Source organism: Arthrobacter sp. CJ23 (genome assembly GCF_024741795.1).
In the GTDB taxonomy this organism is placed as follows: Bacteria; Actinomycetota; Actinomycetes; order Actinomycetales; family Micrococcaceae; genus Arthrobacter.
On the sequence record NZ_CP102950.1, the window covers coordinates 1,976,343 to 1,995,396 of the forward strand.

Annotated in this window: 15 protein-coding genes and 2 pseudogenes; 5 read left to right on the plus strand and 12 right to left on the minus strand. The window is 60.7% G+C overall.

Translation table 11 applies throughout. The annotated features are described in order from the left end of the window. Positions 1–723: 723 nt before the first annotated feature. The 6 genes and pseudogenes from NVV90_RS21040 to NVV90_RS08750 form a co-directional block, all read right to left on the minus strand. The gene (locus NVV90_RS21040; RefSeq protein WP_141140379.1) at positions 724–1,011 is read right to left on the minus strand and encodes an ROK family protein; all 288 of its coding nucleotides are present in this window, start codon (positions 1,009–1,011) and stop codon (positions 724–726) included. A gap of 87 nt (positions 1,012–1,098) precedes the next feature. Continuing rightward, positions 1,099–1,235: pseudogene (locus NVV90_RS08730) on the minus strand (sugar phosphate isomerase/epimerase); the annotation flags it as partial. A gap of 219 nt (positions 1,236–1,454) precedes the next feature. Next, complete coding sequence (locus NVV90_RS08735; protein WP_141140380.1) at positions 1,455–2,315, minus strand: carbohydrate ABC transporter permease; 861 nt, start codon at positions 2,313–2,315, stop codon at positions 1,455–1,457. Beyond that, the gene (locus NVV90_RS08740; protein ID WP_258440764.1) at positions 2,312–3,244 is read right to left on the minus strand and encodes a carbohydrate ABC transporter permease; all 933 of its coding nucleotides are present in this window, start codon (positions 3,242–3,244) and stop codon (positions 2,312–2,314) included. The genes NVV90_RS08735 and NVV90_RS08740 overlap by 4 nt, the downstream gene beginning before the upstream one ends. 57 nt (positions 3,245–3,301) lie before the next feature. Beyond that, a complete protein-coding gene (locus tag NVV90_RS08745) occupies positions 3,302–4,558 on the minus strand; it encodes an ABC transporter substrate-binding protein (protein WP_258440765.1) in 1,257 nt (418 codons plus the stop codon). A 375-nt stretch (positions 4,559–4,933) separates the two neighbouring features. Next, a pseudogene (locus NVV90_RS08750) lies at positions 4,934–5,799 on the minus strand (IS5 family transposase). A gap of 563 nt (positions 5,800–6,362) precedes the next feature. On the opposite strand from NVV90_RS08750, the gene NVV90_RS08755 reads away from it, so the two are divergent. Further along, the gene (locus NVV90_RS08755; RefSeq protein WP_258440766.1) at positions 6,363–7,616 is read left to right on the plus strand and encodes an IS256 family transposase; all 1,254 of its coding nucleotides are present in this window, start codon (positions 6,363–6,365) and stop codon (positions 7,614–7,616) included. Positions 7,617–8,005: 389 nt separating this feature from the next. Here the strand turns inward: NVV90_RS08755 and NVV90_RS08760 are convergent, their stop codons facing one another. The 3 genes from NVV90_RS08760 to NVV90_RS08770 form a co-directional block, all read right to left on the minus strand. Then, positions 8,006–8,317: a hypothetical protein gene (locus NVV90_RS08760; RefSeq protein WP_258440767.1), complete on the minus strand. Its 312-nt coding sequence runs from the start codon at positions 8,315–8,317 to the stop codon at positions 8,006–8,008. Between the two features lie 464 nt (positions 8,318–8,781). After that, a complete protein-coding gene (locus tag NVV90_RS08765) occupies positions 8,782–9,306 on the minus strand; it encodes a PaaI family thioesterase (protein ID WP_258440768.1) in 525 nt (174 codons plus the stop codon). A gap of 47 nt (positions 9,307–9,353) precedes the next feature. Next, on the minus strand, positions 9,354–10,070 hold the full coding sequence (locus tag NVV90_RS08770; protein ID WP_258440769.1) for an SDR family oxidoreductase: 717 nt from the start codon (positions 10,068–10,070) through the stop codon (positions 9,354–9,356). A 127-nt stretch (positions 10,071–10,197) separates the two neighbouring features. Between NVV90_RS08770 and NVV90_RS08775 the strand changes: the two genes are divergently transcribed. From NVV90_RS08775 to NVV90_RS08785, 3 genes are all read left to right on the plus strand, one after another. After that, a complete protein-coding gene (locus NVV90_RS08775) occupies positions 10,198–10,680 on the plus strand; it encodes a helix-turn-helix domain-containing protein (protein ID WP_258440770.1) in 483 nt (160 codons plus the stop codon). A 279-nt stretch (positions 10,681–10,959) separates the two neighbouring features. Further along, the gene (locus tag NVV90_RS08780; protein ID WP_258441115.1) at positions 10,960–11,781 is read left to right on the plus strand and encodes an alpha/beta hydrolase; all 822 of its coding nucleotides are present in this window, start codon (positions 10,960–10,962) and stop codon (positions 11,779–11,781) included. 293 nt (positions 11,782–12,074) lie between these two features. Continuing rightward, positions 12,075–13,460, plus strand: a complete 1,386-nt coding sequence (locus NVV90_RS08785) for an MFS transporter (RefSeq protein WP_258440771.1) — start codon at positions 12,075–12,077, stop codon at positions 13,458–13,460. A 1,164-nt stretch (positions 13,461–14,624) separates the two neighbouring features. On the opposite strand, the gene NVV90_RS08790 is transcribed toward NVV90_RS08785, so the two are convergent. From NVV90_RS08790 to NVV90_RS08800, 3 genes are read right to left on the minus strand one after another with little or no spacing between them, the layout of a single operon-like run. Continuing rightward, complete coding sequence (locus NVV90_RS08790; protein ID WP_258440772.1) at positions 14,625–15,656, minus strand: TDT family transporter; 1,032 nt, start codon at positions 15,654–15,656, stop codon at positions 14,625–14,627. Then, positions 15,653–16,504, minus strand: coding sequence for an MBL fold metallo-hydrolase (locus NVV90_RS08795; protein ID WP_258440773.1), 852 nt, complete (start codon positions 16,502–16,504; stop codon positions 15,653–15,655). Before NVV90_RS08795 ends, NVV90_RS08790 begins: the two co-directional genes overlap by 4 nt. Positions 16,505–16,538: 34 nt before the next feature. Continuing rightward, the gene (locus NVV90_RS08800) at positions 16,539–17,432 is read right to left on the minus strand and encodes an alpha/beta hydrolase (protein WP_258440774.1); all 894 of its coding nucleotides are present in this window, start codon (positions 17,430–17,432) and stop codon (positions 16,539–16,541) included. A 283-nt stretch (positions 17,433–17,715) separates the two neighbouring features. On the opposite strand from NVV90_RS08800, the gene NVV90_RS08805 reads away from it, so the two are divergent. Further along, a complete protein-coding gene (locus NVV90_RS08805; protein WP_258441116.1) occupies positions 17,716–18,885 on the plus strand; it encodes a thiolase family protein in 1,170 nt (389 codons plus the stop codon). The last annotated feature ends 169 nt before the right edge of the window (positions 18,886–19,054 follow it).

The following is a 19,054-nucleotide window of genomic DNA, read 5'->3' on the forward strand; positions in this document are numbered from 1 at the left end:
AATGACACCTTTGCCGAGAAGGCCGATATATTGGCAAGTCCGTGGCATGGACTTGCTGCGACACCTGATGGTTTGGCTCGCGTGAGGACAGAAGGCGTCCCCTGTGCCTGCTATCCCAAGAGCAGTCGACCTTCAGCGGCTGGCACGGCAACATGACTCAAACCCTGTCCTTTCGCAAAAAACGGTACACGGACGCGGACTGTAGTCTGGTCCTCGCCCTCTTAACGGTGAGCACGGTTTAAGAGGGCGAGGTAGTGGTACCTGTTCGGGAGCCGCTTGTGGTGGGCGAGCAGTAGGCTGGGCCTGTGTTCCGCATATCGACTGTTTGGTACATGATTCAGCGCTTCGTGGGTGAGGGGATCTCCCCGACGCGTCGCAAGGTTGCTGCGACACATGCAGGAATGGTCTAGGGAGCGCTGCCAGGCTTCGCGCAAGATGTGGCTACCCCCTGCATCCCTGAAGCTCCTGCTATTCGGCCCGCGGCATCACGCGGGTGGCAGTTGGATCCCATCGTGTGGGGGGTGAGATCTGGTTGCTCGTGGGACCGTAGGAGCACTTTGAGAAGCCATGCCCGTATGCTCGGGTCCCTAATGAACTCTGCCGTTTCGTAGCGGTTCATCGATTGAGTTACGGGTTGCAGATGATCCTAACCTCAGCAGTGCGGGTGAGGTAAGGCCTGCCGAAATAGCCGAACAGGGTTCATAGCTGGAGTGGCTGCCTGCCTTAAAGGTCCAGGACCTTCTTGAACTGCTTTTTTGTTTCGCTTGGCAGCAACCTGCCCAGATTCTCAAGCTCGAGCCCAGCGCCGACCCTCAGAGGGGACTTTGCAATTGCCGGTCCGCCACTCAAGGCGACGAGACACCCCTTGTTTCCGCAAATACACGGAAAATCTACGCCGCGTTGAATGGGGATGTGTCCAATGGCGCCAGCAGTGCCCTTGATTCCGCGAAGCGGAGTACCACGGTCAATCAGCCCTGCGCCAATGCCGGTGGAAGATTCAACAGCGATCATTTTCGTCGCGGCAGGCCTCAACAGGTGTTCGCCGTCCCCCAAGAGCGGGAGTCGACGCTGGCTTCGTGGCGGAATTCGAGCTCATTTCCAGCGCCAGGTCTCAAGACGGTCTCCGGAGACGGCGATTTAAGGCCGTCGTAGCCCCATCCTGAGGCGAGCTTGCCGTCTTCGTCGAGGGGAAGATTGGCCCACTGGCCGGTGGGCAGGGCGTTCGGGCGGTGCATTGGTCAGGCTCCTTCGTTGGCGTTGGCGTTGGTGTTGGTGTTGAATGAGCGCATTCGGCCCCCGCGGGTACTTAAGACGCGGGCTGAGGGGCTTGTCAGAGTTTAGGGATTGCAGTTCCGGTGGGTTGGTCGCGAAAGGGCACGCCACATGACCGCTTGGAAGCGGCCATGTGGCGTGCCTTTCTGGGTTGGGCCTGGGCAGCAGAACTCTTGCTGTAGTTATCCCTTGACACCACCGGACGTCATGCCGGCAACAAACCAGCGCTGGAAGGCCAGGAAGATTGAGAGAACGGGGATGAAAGCAACGACGATGAATGCAGCGAAGAGTCCCCAGAAGCTACCGAAGCCCGTGGTTATATACCGCACGATGCCGTTCTGGACGGTCTTCATGTCTTCTGTGGTGGCGAGGACGGTGCCTACAAGGAAGTCGTTCCAAACGAATACGAAGATGAAGATGGCTACAGCAGCGATACCGGGACGGATGAGTGGGAGGATGATTCGCCACAAGATCTGTATCCGGGAGCAGCCATCGATTGCGGCCGCTTCCTCAATCTCGACGGGTATGTTTTCGATGAAGTTGCGAAGAAACAGGATGGTCTGTCCACAAATGATGGCCGTGTAGACGACGATCAGCATCGGGTACGTGTTGATTAAGGCGGTTTTGACGAACATGGAGTACAGCGCGATAAAGACCACGATTGCCGGAACCATCGATAGGACCAGGATCCCGGTCATGAGAGTTTCCATGCGGCGGCTTCGGTATCTGGTGGCAACGTATGCTGCAGGAATGGAAATCGCCAACGCGAGGGCGATGGAACCGCCAGCGTAGATGAGGGAGTTAATAAAAAACCGGATGTTCGTTGACGTCAGCAGGCCCGCATAGCCCTCGAATGAGATCGGGTCCGGAATCCATCTTGGCGGGAACTCAAGGGTATCCGAGGCCGTTTTCAGCGAGGTGGATACGATCCATGCGACAGGCGGTAGAACGATCGCAGCTGAGAGGGTGACGTATGCCCAGGCCGGAACCGCCCGAAGGACCGCGCCGACGCGGCCTTGGCGTCGTGAAGTTGTGGTGCTCACAGGCTTTCCTTCCGTCGGAAGCGAATCGCGACAAGAGTGAGGACAATATTTACGGCAAAAAGGAGGATAGCCGTTGCTGATGCCCCGGAGAGATCGAACTTGTCGAACATCTGGTTGTATACCCGCATTGACAGCGTCTCGGTCGATCCGATGGGACCACCTCGTGTCGTCACCAGGATGATGGTGACCATCTGTACATAGAGCATGAGTAGAACGATCACCACGGAGACGATGGTGTTGCGCAGGTGAGGCAAAGTGATGTTGACAAATGCGTGCCGGATCCCCCCGCCGTCCACTCTGAGGCTTTCGTACAATTCCTCTGGAATGGTTTGAAGGGCGCCGAGAAAGAGAAGCATGGCTTGCGGGTAGGACCACCACGCTGTCATCAGAGTCACGGCAACGAGCGCACTATTCGGGGACGAGAAGACATCAGTAGGACCGAACCCTAGGGATTTGGTGATAGCTGAGGCCGGCCCGTAATTGGGGTTGAGAAACCAAAGCCAGATTGTTCCTGCTGTGGCCTGGGACATAAGCCACGGCAACAGGAAGAGGCTGCGGACGGAGCGCTTGAATCGGTGCAGGTTGTTCAGCACAAGTGCAGACAAGAGTCCCGCGGGCAAGGCAATGACCAGCGCCCCGAGCGAAAATACAAGGGTTGTCCAGATGCGGGCGGGCAGATCGGAGTCGGAGAACAGCTTGGTAAAAGAGTTCAGACCGGAGAATTTTCCGATCTGGTAATACGAAGTCTCGTGAAGGGCTGTCCATGCCGTGTAGATGAGCGGTCCAACAAATACAAAGAGGAACACGGCAGTGACGGGGACGACGTACAACCAGACCGTGCGGTCCTTACGAGCCCGGCGGAGAGCCTGGATGCCTGTGGGTGGAGTGGCCGTCTGAGATGAAGTGCGGGTTGGGCTGTTTGTTGACATTATCTCTCCCTTCCGGGGGGAGCCTGATTTTTCAGGCTCCCCCCGGAATGTTGGGGGCTATTTCTTGTTGGCCGCATCCTGGGCGGAACGGATAAATTCGCTGCCCGATGTACCGTTGAGGTTCAGTTTCTGTCCGGCCTGGGAGAGCCCGGTGGCCAGCGAGGTCCAGTTATTGGAGTATGTGCGGGGTTTGCTGTTGCTCTTGACGTAGGCGGCGATGTCGTTCACCGTTTTCGCTTCGGGCGTGGAGAAGAATGGCTGCTCATAAGTGGCGGCGCGTGTGGGGACCTCGCCGCCGGTGGCCATCTTTGCGCCGGCTTCGGGACCGGTCATGTACTCGATGAACTTCCAGGCCGCCTCTGTGTGCTTGCTTCCCGAGCCTATTCCCAGAGTCCACCCGATGGTGGTGCCGGTGGTGTCTCCAGCAGACGCCTTTGGCAGGGAGGTCCACTTGAGGTCCGGGTTCTGCGAGGCGAAGGAAACGGCTCGTTCCGTGCCGAGGACTGCCATTGCGACAGTGCCGCTGGCCATGCCGTCTGCTACGGTGCCGTACGTATCGGAAACGACATTGCTACCAAGAGCCTTTGCGTCCCGGAGTTTGCTCAGGAAGTTGCCAAACTCCTCGCCCTTCTTTGTCGCAAAATCTGCCTGTCCGTCCCCAGTCCATATTTCCTGGTCGACCTGCGTCATGAAGCAGTTGAAGAAAGTGCTGATGATGGCTGAATTGTCAGTGTCCGAGAACCCGGTTCCGAACCCGGTGAATCCAGCTGCGGCAGCTTTTCGTGCAACGTCGACGACTTCCTCGTAGGTGGTTGGAGTGGCCGCACCGATCTGAGAAAGAATTTTCTGGTTGTAGTACAGCGCGCAGGTGCGGTATTCATAGGGCACCGCGACCTGCTTGCCGTCAGGTCCAGCGAGAGTGTCGGTGGGGCGAAGCCAGTCAGTGACCTTGGAGGCAGCATCAGGCAGCGGCGAGTAGACGCCGGCGCCGGCCATTTGGGGGACGATCGGGGTGAACATCTTAAATACATCCGGCGTCTGGCCGGCCGCTGCTGACTGCGGCAGCCTGTTCAGCATATCGCCCAGAGAAACCACCGAGAGATTGATCTTAATGTCAGGGTTTGCCGCCTCGAAGTTGGCGATGTTTTCCTTCAGTGCCTTTGAGCGGGGGTTGGCTTGGCTGGGATCGAGGAAGTCCCAGTAGTTCAGTGTCACCGGCCCCCCAGATTGCGGAGTTGAGGGGGAGCAGCCGCTGAGGGCAAGGCTAGCTACGACTGCTGTGACGAGTGCTAAGCCCCATCGCTTCTTGATCATGTATTTCTCCTGTGTGCGGGGTTGCTGATGCGGGAGCATGCCGTACTCAAAACGACGCCTGCTGAATGTGGGGCTACCGAAGGTCCGGGGATGAGCCAGGTGATCATCGAGTCTCTCCTTTGAGATCGGTTGCATTAATGAACAGTGAGATCGGTTGCTGAGATCGGTTGCAATAAACATAGGACTGCAGGAAGGCTCTGTCAAGGATTCTTTTAGTGCGGATCTAGGGGGCCCGGAGTTCTCGATCGTCATCGAATATCGTGTTTGTGTTCTGCTGCGATCGGGCTCTATCCGCTTCTTGCTTCCTTAGAGGGCGTGCCAGCTCCCGTGTCGGTGTGCGGATCTAGGAAATCCCTTTAGGGTCTGTCCTGTAAGTCAGCGTAGCGAGAGCACGATGCTGGCGATTGTTAGTTCCGAGGCGTAGTAGGCTGCCCGTTTTGCGTACCTGGTGGACAGGTCGCGGAATTGTTTGAACCGGTTGAAGCACCGTTCGACCACGTTGCGTCCTTTGTAGGACTGGGCGTCGAAGGCTGGCGGTCGGCCGCCGGTGGAGCCTTTGGACTTGCGGTGCTTCTTCTGGTCTTCGCGTTCGGGGCAGGTGTACTTGATGCCTTTGCGGCGCATCGCGTCCCGGGTGCTTGGATGGGAGTAGGCCTTGTCGGTTCGTACCTCGTCCGGGCGGGTGCGTGGACGGCCCGGACCGGGCTTGTTGACGCTGATCTGTTCAAGGACCGGCAGCAGTTGCGGGTTGTCCCCGGCTTGTCCTTCGGTGAGGATCACGCTGACGGGCAGCCCGCGGCCTTCGACGCCGAGATGGATTTTGGTGCTCAGTCCTCCGCGTGAGCGTCCGATGCATTCCCCGTCGATAGCGATGTCTTCGATGGCTGCGCTGCAGCCCCTTTTTTCCGGGCGCCAGCGGCATGCTGGTGCGCCCGGATTACGGAGGAATCCACGGATACTACCCATTCAACGTCTCCGACGGCATCGTCCCGGGTGACTACGTGGTCCAGGATCTTTGCCCACGTCCCGTCCAGGGTCCAGACCCGCAGACGTTCGTGACAGGTTTTCCAAGGACCGTAGCGTTCAGGGACATCGCGCCACGGGGCACCGGTGCGCAGCTTCCAGAGAATCCCGTTGATGACCTGTCTGTGGTCACGCCAGCGCCGCCCGCTGCCATTGCTTGGCAGCAGGGGTTCGATCACTTTCCATGCGTCGTTGGTCAATTCTCCGCGTCCTGGCATGACTCCAGGATTAACAGCTTTCGAACGGGATTAAAAGCCGCCGCACCAGCCACGAGACCACTTACAGGACAGACCCTAGTCACGTGCGCGGCTGCAACCTGGACGACGTAGCCAGCGAACTCATGGCCGAGGCTATGAGGCCCTGTTTCTCCCATGATCGGGTTCGCGTAATCCTGAGGTACGGGTGCGTCTTGTTGAAGCGCCAGGTCCTACTGGCTCTACCTCATCGCCATCGAGTTTCTCGATTATCATTCCCGACTCGACGCCTTCCTGCGCGATTCATAGCAACTCCGAAGTTGCTTCTACCACGCGGCCAGTTCTGAAGTATGTTCCATTTCGGCGGACTTCCACAGTTGCTCCCCGCAGGTCGGACCAGTCATGGAGACGGTGTGTATACGCTGTTCGTGCCATGAAAATCCTGTGGTCGACGTTGGCCGTCCATGCGGTTGGATGTCCTGCTGGTGAACTCATGTGGGGGGACTGTCTGACTAAGGGTGTGTGGGGTTCGGCCTGATCCGAAGGAGACGGCCGTGTCATGATCCGCGACCGAGATGACAGGGGTGATGATCGATCCTGTGACGGGAGAAATCATTGACCAGAAGGAGCTTGCGGAGCGGTTGCTCGCGCAGGCCAAGGAACAGGGCGTGAGCCTGGTGGGCCCTGGCGGGCTGCTGAACCAGCTCACGAAGAACGTCCTGGAAGCCGCGCTGGACGCGGAACTGACCGAGCACCTCGGGCATGAGCATGGCCAGAAACCGGTCGCCGCGAACATGCGTAACGGCACGAGATCAAAGACCGTGCTGACCGAGATCGGCCCGGTTGAGATCGAGGTGCCCCGGGACCGGGACGGGTCATGTGAGCCGGTGATCGTGCCGAAACGGAGACGGCGTTTGGACGGGATCGACGAGGTCGTGCTCTCGCTCTCGGCACGTGGGCTGACTACCGGGGAAATTGCCGCGCACTTCGAGGAGGTTTACGGGGCCAGGGTCTCTAAAGACACCATCAGCCGCATCACGGAGAAAGTCGCCGCCGAACTGGCTGAATGGTCGGCCCGGCCGCTGGATCCGGTTTATCCGGTGCTCTTCGTTGACGCGATCGTGGTCAAGGTCCGTGACGGGCAGGTACGCAATACCCCGTTCTATGTCGTCATGGGAGTCACCGCGAACGGGGAACGGGACATTCTGGGTATCTGGGCCGGTGACGGTGGCGAGGGTGCCCGGTTCTGGCTGCAGGTATTCTCCGAGCTGAAGAACCGGGGTGTGGAAGATGTTTTGATCGCTGTCTGCGACGGGCTCAAGGGCCTGCCGGAAGCGATCACGACCACATGGGAACGCACGATCGTGCAGCAATGCATCGTGCACCTGATCCGCAACAGCTTCCGCTACGCCGGACGCCAGCACCGCGACGGCATCGTGAAGGCACTCAAACCCGTTTACACCGCCCCGTCCGAGCAGGCGGCCAAGGACCGGTTCGCTGAGTTCACGGCAGAGTGGGGTCACCGGTATCCGGCAATCGTGCGGCTCTGGGAGTCCTCTTGGGCCGAGTTCGTGCCGTTCCTGGAATACGACGTCGAGATCCGGAGGGTGATCTGCACGACGAACGCGATCGAGTCGATCAACGCCCGCTACCGCAGGGCCGTGAGGGCCCGAGGCCACTTTCCGAACGAGAATGCTGCCCTGAAATGCCTGTATCTGGTCACCAGATCCCTTGATCCAACGGGCGGCGGAAGAGCACGCTGGACCATGAGGTGGAAGCCCGCACTCAACGCGTTCGCCATAACGTTCGCCGGACGGTTCGAAAGAACCATCAAACAATGAAAACCGCCGGAGCCCACACACCGTTTATCGGACAGTCCCCATGTGGGTCCTTGGCTGTGCTGGTTACTTCGAATCAGTGGGATTGGTGGCGACCGCGGGCGGGATATCCTGCGGCGGCACGGCTGACAGTTGGTTGCAAGAGCCGAAGAGTGGCTTGGTATGTTGTGCCGCTGGCTGTGTGCTTGCCAACCGGATAGGTATCACTACTCGCAAGCGGTTACTATGCGGCAGCCCAGGGAAGCGCCGCTAAACAATGCAACTGAGGTATGTGTTCGCGGGAGCTTCAGCGCACTTCTGTGCTCTGTGCTGTGGCGCGTCTCGCCGATTTTGGGGCGATGGCTGTTGGGACGGTGCGGGCGGCGACGGCCAGGGTGAGGGCTGTTGCGAGGCTAAGAATCGTCCAGGCGCAAATTCCCCTGCCGGGGAGGTCGGTGATTGCAAGCCAGCGGATGGAATAGTTCGCGGTTGCAGCAACGGGAAGGTGAACACTCAAAACATTTGCGTGAAGGGAGCTTGCGGTACTCGGCGAGGAGCATGAGCTGCATCAGCGCCATGATCAACAGCACGCCCGTTAGACCAAGCTGGACGAGCCCCACGGGTTCTGGATGTGACAGCATCCAGGCAATGTTGCCCGTTGCGGGCGCGGCGAGATAGGCGGACAGTCCGGTTGTAGCGGCTGGTGACAGCTCGCCGCCGGTCATCAGGCGGACGGTGACCCCAGTGAGCGAGGAGCTGCGCGGCGACGATGGCAAGGGCGGTAATGAAATCTATACACAGCCAGGCGCCCCATGGCGGCAGATACTGGCTGTAGTGGGACGAAAGCAGGATCCCCACGAGCGGGATGAAGGAGGTGAAGGGCCACGGCGGGGTCACCCCGCCACTTCATCTCGCAGGTCTGCCCGGAATGCTCCTTTCCGGCGAAGGCCCCGAAACACGTAGACGGCGGTCAGCATCATCCACAGCGAGCTGGCTGCCCCTTAGAGGATTTCCTCCGGCCGCATCGGGCAACCGAGAGAGCTCCTCGCGGCGGACCAGCCGCCGCCAAGACCGGCAGGCCCCAAGGGAATGCCGAAGCGGCTCAACGCCGGCATTCCCGAAAGGGGCGCCGGGGGCAAGGCGCGTTCCTGAGCGGCAGGCGTCAGGGCAAGGGCGGTGCCGGTACCAGTCATGTTGTCAGAGCGGCTGGTTGGTGGGGGAAGATGAGCAGCGTGCTCGTGGCGGTGGCGAGGAGTTTTCCGTCGGCGGTGCTGAGGCGGCCTTCGGTGAAGATCACCCGCGAGCCGGTTTTTACAACTGACCCCTCTGCGCGCAGAGCACCCTTCTGGAGCGTGATGGGTCGCAGGTACTTGACCGCGAGATCGATAGAGGTGTAGCCGATCCCTGATTCCAAGGTGCTGTGTGCTGCGCAGCCGAGCACTGTGTCGAGGAGCGTGCAGGCCAGGCCGCCGTGCACCATTCCGAGGGGGTTGTAGTGCGCTTCTCCCGGCCAGCACTGGAACTCGACGTGTCCGTACTTCGCATCGACGAGATCGAAATTCATGAGGGAAGCGATCGGCGGCGGCGCAATGCTGCCGTCGCGGAGGCCGGAAAAGTAGTCCAGACCCGACAGCCGTGGCAGCTGTTCGAGCGCAATTGCCGGATCCATCCAGGTGAAGGTTTCCGATCGTTGCGCCGAGGTGTTGGTTGACACGGGTGTTTCCTCCTTAGAGCTCTGCAGGTCTTTAGGGTTTGTCGCGGTCATACCGGGGTGCTGGCTGCCAGTACAGGGTACAGATCCGAGATCGAGCCAGCCAGGCCGCGCTTCACTCCGGCGCTGATTTCGTCCACGATGACCTCGTAATCACCCTGCTCGAGCCCATCGAACGACTTCCGCGCGACTTCCGCGGGGGAGGTCTTCGGGGCATTCACGCCCTTGGCCATGGCTGTGTCCATATAGCCGACGTGAACACCCGTGACCCGCGTACCTTGGGGGGCCAGTTCCACGCGGAAGGAGTTGGTCGCCGACCACAGTGCGGCCTTTGATGCGCTGTAGGCGCCGGTGAGTGCGATCCAGCTGAGCACTGAATGGATGTTGAGGACCGCTGATGGCTCGCTGGCGGCGAGCACCGGTGCGAATGCCCTGGTCAGGGCGACCGGTCCGAAGAAGTTGGTCTCCATGACTTCACGGATCTCCTCGTCGGAGAGTGCCAACAGAGTGTCCGATTCGAGGCTCGTGCCGGCGTTGTTGATCAGAACGGTGACGTCCCGGGCCTGGGTAACGGCGGCCCGGATCGAGTCAGGGTTGGTGACATCGAGGGCGAGGGGGACGACCCGGGAGTCGTTCCACTCTTGCGGGCGGCGGGCCGTCGCATACACCTTCGCAGCACCCCGGGCGAGGGCCTGTTCCACGAGCTCGCGGCCCAGGCCTCCATTTGCACCGGTAACGAGGACGACGGCGCCAGATAGCAGTGGCATGGATTCTCCTGATCTCAGGTAGGCGGCGACGCGGTTGTCGCGACCTCAGAACATCAGAGTAGTCGAGTGAGTTGGATTTTCCAACTGACTTGTATACTTGAAGAAAGTACCCGAAAGCAGGTGAACGATGAATCGGCCGACCGACAAGGCAGTAGATGCGCCCAGGGCGTGTTTCATCGCGGCGGGGCTCGACGTGCTCGGGGAGCGGTGGGCGCTGCTGGCGCTTCGCGAGATGTCCTTGGGCGTTCACCGGTTCGATCAGATCGCGCGGAATACCGGCGCGTCCCGCGACATCCTGGTGGGCCGACTGCGCACACTCGAAAGCCAAGGCGTGATCGAGCGCGTCCAGTACTCCGAGCGCCCCCCGCGCTACGAGTACCACCTCACAACTTCCGGAGCCGAAGTCGCGCCCATCCTCATTTCACTCGCAGCGTGGAGCAGTACATGGATGCGCGACGAGACACCCCGTGCCTCTTACCGGCACAGTTGCGGGGCGGACCTGAAACCGCTGGTGTCGTGTGCGGAATGCGGTGAGGAGTTCACCCCAGGAAGTCTGATGCTGGGACCGCTTGTGTCAGCGGCCGGTACGGACCCGGCGTCCGACCAGTAAGAACAAGCACCGGCCAGAGGACGACGCCGGTACCTCCCGCCATCGTCCTCTGGCCACGGTTGCGCCCGGCGTTCCGCCGGCCTGACTTCTTGGAATCAAAGCCTCAGATTCCTTCTCGAAGCAGACTGGCGATGGTATCGCGGTGTCGGTAGGGCGAAAGTATGTCAGGAGCATATTGCGTTTGAATGTGACAGCAAGCGCAATTTGAGAATAGAGACCGACATATGCAAATCATTGTTACCTCTTTCTAACTCTGGTATGTTCATCGCTGTGAAAACGATGATGTTTGGCACTGGTAACGATGTTCAACTCGAAATGCTTGCCGCGGTTCCTGCGGGCGGGATCAGGCCCCGCTCTGCGCTTCTCTTTGTACATGGCCTCGGTCATGACGCCACGTGCTGGCACAACTGGATGCGCACAGCTTCCGAGGAGGGCTATGCGACGTACGCGATCTCGCTCAGGGGTCACGGTGGCAGTGGAGGAAGCCTCCGTTCGGCGCGGCTGAAGGATTATGTTGAAGACGTCCTTCGCGCGGTCGAGGCTGTCGATGCTGATGAGCTCGTCTTGGTTGGGCACTCACTGGGTGGCCTGGTCGTGCAGCGGGTGTTGGCACTGGAGCCGGCGAAGGTGAGCGCGGGCGTGCTTGTTGGCTCAATCACTTCCGGTCCGGCCTTCGGGACGGTTATCTCGGTGCTGAGAAGCCACCCCTGGCAGGCGATGCGGTTTCTCGCGGGTCGAAGCCTTCGGCTGCCGCCGGACATGCTGTTCGAGCGGATGGGCACTGAAGAGGCGGCGGCGATTTCCCGATCCCTTTGTGGTGAGTCACCCCGGGTCCAGTACCAGTTGCTTTTCCACCTCCCGTCGAGGCTGAAGCCTGAATATCCGCTTCTGTCCGTCTACAGCAAGCACGACCGCATGGTGCCCGTGCGGTCAGCGCGCTCAACCGCACGACGGTATGGCGCCGATGTGCGGGAGCTCGCCGGGATTGGGCATGACATGATGCTCGACGGCGGCTGGGAACAGCCCTGGGGCGTGATCAGTGACTGGTTGAAGACGCTGCGGGTCGAGGCGGTCTCCGATGAAGGGAGGCAAGGTGGTTGAGTGCAAAGACATCGGATTCGAGGCCTACGGGGGGAGTGCTTGTAGCGGGGACTAATTGGATACTCCGGAAACCATTGCTTGAAAGAGCCGTATGGCCTAAGCTTCTTTCAATCGCAGAGTTCACCTTGTGTCCCCGAACACACTTGAAGGTTCGGTTGCCATGAGCAAGGCGCAGGGGAACAACCTAGACGGCAACCGCTCCCAGAAGGCTGCGTGCCCCGATCCACGAGCACTACGAGCTTCGCATCAGCTCACGCACGCCACCGACGGCGTGCATTAGAAAGGCGAACAACATGGCAATAGCCAACGAGGCGTCAAAGACGACCGGCCTCCGGACCTCGGCGTCCTCCCGCTTGACCGTTCAGGCGTTACTCAATCAAGCGCCGCTGGGCAACAGGCGGCGCGTGATCATCTTTCTCGGGTTCCTGACCATGACCCTGGAGGGAGTTGAAATCGGCCTGTGGGGATTTATCTACCCCCAAATAGTCACCCAGTGGGGTACCTCGCTGGCAACGGTGACAACCATGGTGACACTGGGAGTTGTGGGGCTCACCGTCGGTTCGATGGTTGCCGGCCCGCTGTCCGACCAGATCGGCCGAAGGCTCCCGATTATCGTAGGCACGGCAGGATTCGGGCTCGCCACCTTAGGCGGCGCGCTGGCACAAAACGACCTGACGTTAGGAATCTTCCGGGTGGTGGCGTGCCTGTTCCTCGGAGCTGTGATGCCCCTGGTCATCACGCTCGTGGCCGAGTTCGCGCCTGAAAAGCGGAAGGCCGCCATTGTGGCCATCACGTTCACCGGTTTCCCACTTGGAACAGTAATCACCGGCTTCCTGGCTTCAACCATCATTCCCACCCTGGGCTGGCAGTGGCTGCTCGGGACCGGAACACTCCTTGCCTTGATCCTTCTGCCAGCACTGCTGTGGGGCCTACCGGAATCCACCGTATTCATGATTCGACGGGGAGGCAGAACAGAAAACGTGACGAAGGTGCTGAGTGCCATCATTCCCGGTTTCGACATGAAGACGGTGGACCTGACAGGCGCGGTCCCCAGCGGCGGTGCCAAGCCGGTTGGCGGCGTCAGGGCGGTACTGTCCAAGAAACTTGTGGTTGTATCGCTGCTGATCTGGCTTTGCTACTTCATCTGCGCCGCAGTGGTTTATATGTTCCTAAACTACCTGCCGCTCATCGTCAAGCAACTTAATATCGACGCCGCGGGGACAGGCAATGTGGTGTCGATGTTCGGCCTCGGCGGTGTGATCGGGGCTTTGGCTATCGGTTTTGCCATGGAGAAGCTGGGCAAATATGTATCCCTCGGTGCGGCCTTCACGCTGGCCGCCGGAGCCGCCTGGATCCTGGCGTCAGTCAACCTGACCTTGCCCCTGCTGCTTGTCCTGGGCTTCACCATCGGCGTTGTGCTGGTGGGAGCCAACAGCGGCATGAACGCACTGAGCACATCGGTTTTCCCCACTGAAGCCCGCGCAACCGGTGTGTCATGGATGCACAGCTTCGGCAAGGCCGGTTCCATCGTCAGCGGTCTGCTGGGTGGCGTGATGCTGGGCGCAGGATGGGGCGTGGACCAGATCTTCTTCGCCCTGGCCATTCCGCTCCTGGCGGGAGCTGCGGCCGTGGGTGCAGTCAGGGCGATGACCATACGCCGTTCACGTGCCGACTCATAAGGCGGCTTGCATTTACCCACCCTGATCGTCGCATGGTCACCGGACCGCAGCGATACAGATTCCAATTCGAGCCACCTTGCTCCTACTCCAGAGCAAGGTGGCTCGGCTGTTTGCGGAGCCAGCCGGAGAGCAGTCTCGGTGAACACAAACTTCCGGACGGGATACCGGCGGGCATGCCAGCTGAGTTTTAGGGGCAGTGAACCGAACCGTCTGAGGAACCCTTCTTCTCCTGCCTCATCTTGTTTGCCTCAGGCTGGATTGATGGGCACGAGCATGTCAGTGAGTCTTTCGGGGATGGAGGCGGCCAGGGGCGCAGGTCCCTCGGCAGCCAGGTAGTGGCTGCAGGAAGGGGTTCACGGATGTCCACCATTCCGGCCGCTCGGGCAGCCCCAGCCATTTTCCGGGACTGGTCCCTTGGTAATAAGCGGTCCCAGGAACGCTTGGGCGATGCTTTTGCCTTTCGGCCGTTCCATACGTAGCCGTCTTAGTCCTTGGCCTCGGCGTAGAAGGAGTTGGTCTCTGTCTCGAGGTCGATGAAGAAGCGGCGGAACGTTTCGCGCTGGACAGGATCGATAGGGGAGCTGCTTGGATGCTGACCGACAGTGTCTGAACGGCTCCTTGTCGGCCACGCGAGGTGTCGTGGATCATCAGGCGCCGGCGGGAGAAGTGAGTGGCGTCCCGCACCGATGCTTCCGTAGTGTCATGAACGAGGACCTGGAACAAGTGCCCCTGGCTGGAGTTCACAGCCGAGATTTCATCGGGGAGATCCTCCGGATCAAGAGGCTGTGGACCTTCCACGTGTAAAGCTGCTCCGGGCTCGCTTACCGCGTGCCACAGTCATGCCACACTGACCAGCGCGCTGAACACCTGCCATCGCTTCCGGGGGCTCCATCCAGAGCCCGCCCAGGAACAGCAGCCACGACAGCAGCCACCTCATCGCTGGACAAAGGGTTTGGCCGCTTGCTCGCTCGGCGAGAACAGCGTAAGGGAGACACAAAAGACCTCCAGGTGGAGCGGGACTCACAAGTCCCGCTCCACGCGGAGGTCTTCTTTATGTCTCCCCAGCACGCCGCAACCATTTCCCGCATCCCAAGCCCCGACGTCGGGCCCTAAGCTACGCGCATCAGCGCGGACTTTGCTTTGGTTTACAGGTGGGCCGATGCGTCAGCGCCGTCCCTTGGCCGGCGAACGATGGACGAGCGTCCGTATTCCGATACCAAGGACAAAAGCCGTGGCAAGGCCTAAGAGGGCCCAGGAGATGAGTTCCGAGCCGGCGACGCCGGGAGTTCCGAGCCATCTGATGCCGTAGTTCGCCGACGTTGACACCGGGAAGGTGAAGATCCAGAACGTCAGCGAGAACGGCAGGCTGGCGTACTGGGGAATCAGAACCACCTGCATCAGAATCATCATGAGGAGGATTCCCGTGAGTCCCAGCTGGATGATTCCGGAACCCTCCGGGCGGATGACTATCCAGGCAACGCAGGCCGTTGCGGGGGCGGCCAGGTACCCCGCCAAGACGGGCTTCAAGTCGTCCGGCATTTCAATCCCCGCCATGAAGCGCACCGTCACCACAGTCCCGATCATCAGCCAGAAGAATCCACCGGTTCCCCAGGCAGCGACAGCCGCTTGGGGAAAACCCATAGTGGAGAAGCCGATGCTGGCGATGAAGGGACCTGCAGCAACCGGAAGCAGATAACCCGGGTGAACCCATTCCAGGGTCACTCCACCGGTCACCCAGTGGACCAGAAGTCTTGCTCCGAGGAGCGTGAGAGCGAGGATGAAGAACAGGCACAGCGCGGACCAGAACACCTTGGTGTATTCGATGTAGTGACTGCTCAGGATGATGCCCACCAGGGGAATGAAGGACGCCGACGGGCCGTTTCCGGGGTGTCTCAGTTCTTTGTCGAAGTGTCCCTTGGACCTGTACCGGAAACTTTTCGCCAGGTACCAGACAAGCAGGACGGACCAGACAGCCGCACTGATCCCGTAGAAGACTTCCGCCGGCCATGCGGGGGCCTGAAGCGTCAGACGGGCTGCCTGCCAGGCACCCCCCAACCCGGTGAAGCCCAGGGGAACGGCAAACAGGTTGAAGGGGTGCGTCGGAGGCTTTGGGGAAGGTTCAGTGAGGAGATCGGGCTCCCGTGCTTCCGAAGGCGTCGCAACGGGCCCCATCGTGGGCGCCTGGCGACTGGTCAACTGAGCAGTTTCAGGGCCGCACCCCACAACGCACCGGGGTTTATCCGGGCAGGATGCAGCGCAAGCATTGCCGAGAAGAACTCCTCCGGCGTTGGTTCCTCGGCCAGGATCGTCGACGCGTCCAAAAGGTACCCGCGGGTCTCTTGGATCTGTCCGGGCAGATCGGGCAATGCGGGGTTCTTGTGTCCCGCCACCACGAACTTTGGCTCGAGGCTCTCCGCGATCTCAAGCGCTCGCAGCCAGGCTTCGATGCCCCCGTCCTGCGACTCTGTCAGGTAGGGGTGGACCCCGTTATAGACGGCGTCCCCGGCTACCAGGAGCCCGATGGAGGGAACGAACAGCATGGTGGTGTTGTCAGTGTCGGTGTGGCCCACTTCAATGATCTGAAGTTCATGACCCTCAAGTTCAAACGACCCATTCTCGACTGCCTGGGTCACTGCTGTGGTGGGCGGAATCTGGTCCGGGAAAATCGAGTCCCAGAAAGAGGCGCGGAACCCGGGGGAGCCGTGCATCGCCATCTCCCGAAGCGTGCCCGGGGTTGCCAGAACTGTGACGCCCGGAAAACGCTCCGCAAGGGGACCTGCCCCGAACCAGTGGTCACCATGGCCGTGGGTGATGTAGACGTGACTGAGTGTCTTTCCCGATGCCTCAATCCAGTCCCCGACCCTCGTTGTCTGCTCCACCGTCATGGGCGGATCAACCAGCACCGCGTTCTCCTGTCCGGAGATCAGCGTGGAGGACAGCGGGGACCAGATGCGGGGGTCCCCGTTCGGGAGTGTCCCTCTTCCTGTTTGAGGCAGGGTGCCGGAGACGAAGACGTCGTAAGTCAGCTCGGTTGTGGGTGCCATACTATGTGTCACTTTCCCTGAAGTTCGTGGTGGCTTAGAGATGCTGCAAAAACCAGCTGAGGGCGGCGGAACTTGAGTCTTCAAAGTTTTCGACGTACGGCTCGAAGTGGCCCCCTGGCAGCATCACCAGGGATTTGGGCTCCTGGGCCTGTTCGTAGGCTTCGAGGGCCAAGTCCGTGCCGGTCAGTTCATCGTCAGCGGCCACGATGAAGAGCAGCGGCTTCGGCGACACCCTTGAGGCCCAGACCCCGGGTTCGTAGAGACGCGCCGCCCGGGTGGACTGCAACGTGACGGTGTTGTCCCAGCCGTATTCTTCCGGGCCGGGTTGCGTGTAGAACCGGACAGCGGACGGTAGCCGGTATGCGGCAGGCTGGCTTGGATCACTGCTCACCACTGCGATCATCCTGGGTGCCTTACCGGCGGCCTGGTCCCGTTCGTCGTCGATGAAGGACTGTTCCAGCGCCGTCCTGGCGTCGCCTACCGCGCGCCTGGATCCGGCCACATGGCCGTTGATGGCGGGGACCTGGGAGACCACTGCTTTCAGCCGCTGTTCCGTGGCTCCCAGAACCAGGGCGTGCCCTCCGGAGTAGCTTGAGCCCCACAGGCCTATGCGGGAGGCGTCTACTTCAGGCCTGCCCTCGAGGTAGGTCACTGCCCGGCGCCAATCCTTGATCTGCTGCCAGGGATTGATGTCGTGGCGGAGTTCCCCCTCGCTGGCGCCGAAATTCCGGTGGTCGTGAACCAGGACCACAAACCCGTTGTCGGCAAAGCGGGAGGCATACGCAGCGAGTCCGTGGGCGCGCGTGCCGGCATAGCCGTGGGCCATGGTGATGGCGGGATGCGGCCCTGGCCCATCCGGGAGGTAGAGCCAAGCGCGAAGCTTGATGCCACCCTCGGCCATAAATTCAACTTCCAGTCGTTCTGCCATGAGTCTCTCTTTTCTCTCCAGCGCTCGTGGCCGGGTAGGTGTGAAACCGCGGGAGCCACGCCGCGCGCCGCGGGGAATCTTGGAACGAATCAGTTGCGTGGTGGTTGAAGGGCCTGTGGCCCGGTTTCAGCGGGAAGCTTCGGCCTTACGGATGCAAGATATGAAATAAGCGTACACGTTTAGACTATGTCTCGCAACGATTTTTAGGCGTATGCTCCTTTCATGGCCCCAGGCCGACCCCATTCCCAGATTTCTTCACCTATGCACGGCGAAAGGCAAAACGATGGCAGGCAGTTTCATCTATGACGGGATCCGCACCCCCTTCGGAAAATTCGGGAAGTCATTGGCGGGCATCCGCCCCGACGATCTGGCCTCCCATGTCATCCGGGAGGTAGTCGACAGGCAGCCGGGGCTGGAAGCGCACAGGATTGATGAGGTGATTCTGGGCAACGCCAACGGTGCAGGAGAAGACAACCGCAATGTGGCGCGAATGTCTGCGCTGCTCGCCGGGCTTCCGACGTCGGTGCCTGGCGTTACGGTCAATCGGCTGTGCGGTTCCGGCCTCGAGGCTGCCATCCAGGCGAGCCGTGCTGTGGAAATTGGAGATGCCGATCTGGTGGTCGCTGGCGGCGTCGAATCCATGAGCAGGGCGCCCTGGATCCTCGCAAAACCCGAGCGGGCCTTTCCTGCCGGCCCAGAAACTCTCCACAGTTCAACGCTGGGCTGGCGCATGGTTAACCCCAGGATGAACCAGGCCTGGACGATCTCCAATGGCGAAACGGCAGAAAACCTCGCCGACAAGTTCGACATCTCAAGGACAGAGCAAGACCAGTTTGCCGTTCGCAGCCACCGGCTGGCCGCGAAGGCCTGGTCCGAAGGCATCTACGACGACGAGGTGGTGCCCCATCCGGATTCACAGCTCCTCACCGACGAGGGTGTCCGGCCCACCACCTCGGGGGAGGCCTTGGCGGGTCTGGCTCCGGCATTCCGTGACGGGGGTTCAGTCACTGCAGGCAATTCATCTCCGCTCAATGACGGGGCAGCAGCCATGCTTATCGGCCGGGAGGGCGCCCTGGAAACGGAACCCCTGGCACGCATCGTTTCACGCGGGGTGGCCGGCAATGATCCAGACATCTTCGGCATTGCGCCCGTGGAGGCGGCCAACCAGGCCCTGGCCCGGGCAGGGAAGACCTGGGCCGACGTGGATGTTGTGGAGCTCAATGAAGCCTTCGCGGCACAAAGCCTGGCATGCCTGCGGCTTTGGCCCGACCTGGATCCGGAGAAGGTGAACATTCACGGCGGCGCGCTGGCCCTTGGTCACCCCTTGGGTGCGTCCGGCTCCCGCATCCTGATCCACCTGGCACGGGAGCTGAAACGCCGCGGCGGAGGAGTCGGAGTTGCCGCCATTTGCATCGGAGTGGGACAAGGCCTCGCTGTTGTGCTGGAGCGCTAGTTGCGTCCCTGATCCGGGGCGTGACCGCCATCTTGAGGCATTTTCAAATTCTGGATCAATACTCTTGAATGAAATAGGTAAACTAGGTACGCTTACTTCAGTTGCTGATTCTACAAAGCTCTAACACTTCCTCCACCGCAGGCCGCGCCGATGCAGCCTCAGGTCGCGT

Bases quoted from the DNA above. Each gene is read 5' to 3' on its own strand.
- NVV90_RS21040 (WP_141140379.1), bottom strand. From the start codon at position 1,011: ATGATCGCTGTTGAATCTTCCACCGGCATTGGCGCAGGGCTGATTGAC.
- NVV90_RS08740 (WP_258440764.1), bottom strand. From the start codon at position 3,244: ATGTCAACAAACAGCCCAACCCGCACTTCATCTCAGACGGCCACTCCA.
- NVV90_RS08745 (WP_258440765.1), bottom strand. From the start codon at position 4,558: ATGATCAAGAAGCGATGGGGCTTAGCACTCGTCACAGCAGTCGTAGCT.
- NVV90_RS08755 (WP_258440766.1), top strand. From the start codon at position 6,363: ATGATCGATCCTGTGACGGGAGAAATCATTGACCAGAAGGAGCTTGCG.
- NVV90_RS08760 (WP_258440767.1), bottom strand. From the start codon at position 8,317: ATGACCGGCGGCGAGCTGTCACCAGCCGCTACAACCGGACTGTCCGCC.
- NVV90_RS08770 (WP_258440769.1), bottom strand. From the start codon at position 10,070: ATGCCACTGCTATCTGGCGCCGTCGTCCTCGTTACCGGTGCAAATGGA.
- NVV90_RS08775 (WP_258440770.1), top strand. From the start codon at position 10,198: ATGAATCGGCCGACCGACAAGGCAGTAGATGCGCCCAGGGCGTGTTTC.
- NVV90_RS08780 (WP_258441115.1), top strand. From the start codon at position 10,960: ATGATGTTTGGCACTGGTAACGATGTTCAACTCGAAATGCTTGCCGCG.
- NVV90_RS08785 (WP_258440771.1), top strand. From the start codon at position 12,075: ATGGCAATAGCCAACGAGGCGTCAAAGACGACCGGCCTCCGGACCTCG.
- NVV90_RS08795 (WP_258440773.1), bottom strand. From the start codon at position 16,504: ATGGCACCCACAACCGAGCTGACTTACGACGTCTTCGTCTCCGGCACC.
- NVV90_RS08800 (WP_258440774.1), bottom strand. From the start codon at position 17,432: ATGGCAGAACGACTGGAAGTTGAATTTATGGCCGAGGGTGGCATCAAG.
- NVV90_RS08805 (WP_258441116.1), top strand. From the start codon at position 17,716: ATGGCAGGCAGTTTCATCTATGACGGGATCCGCACCCCCTTCGGAAAA.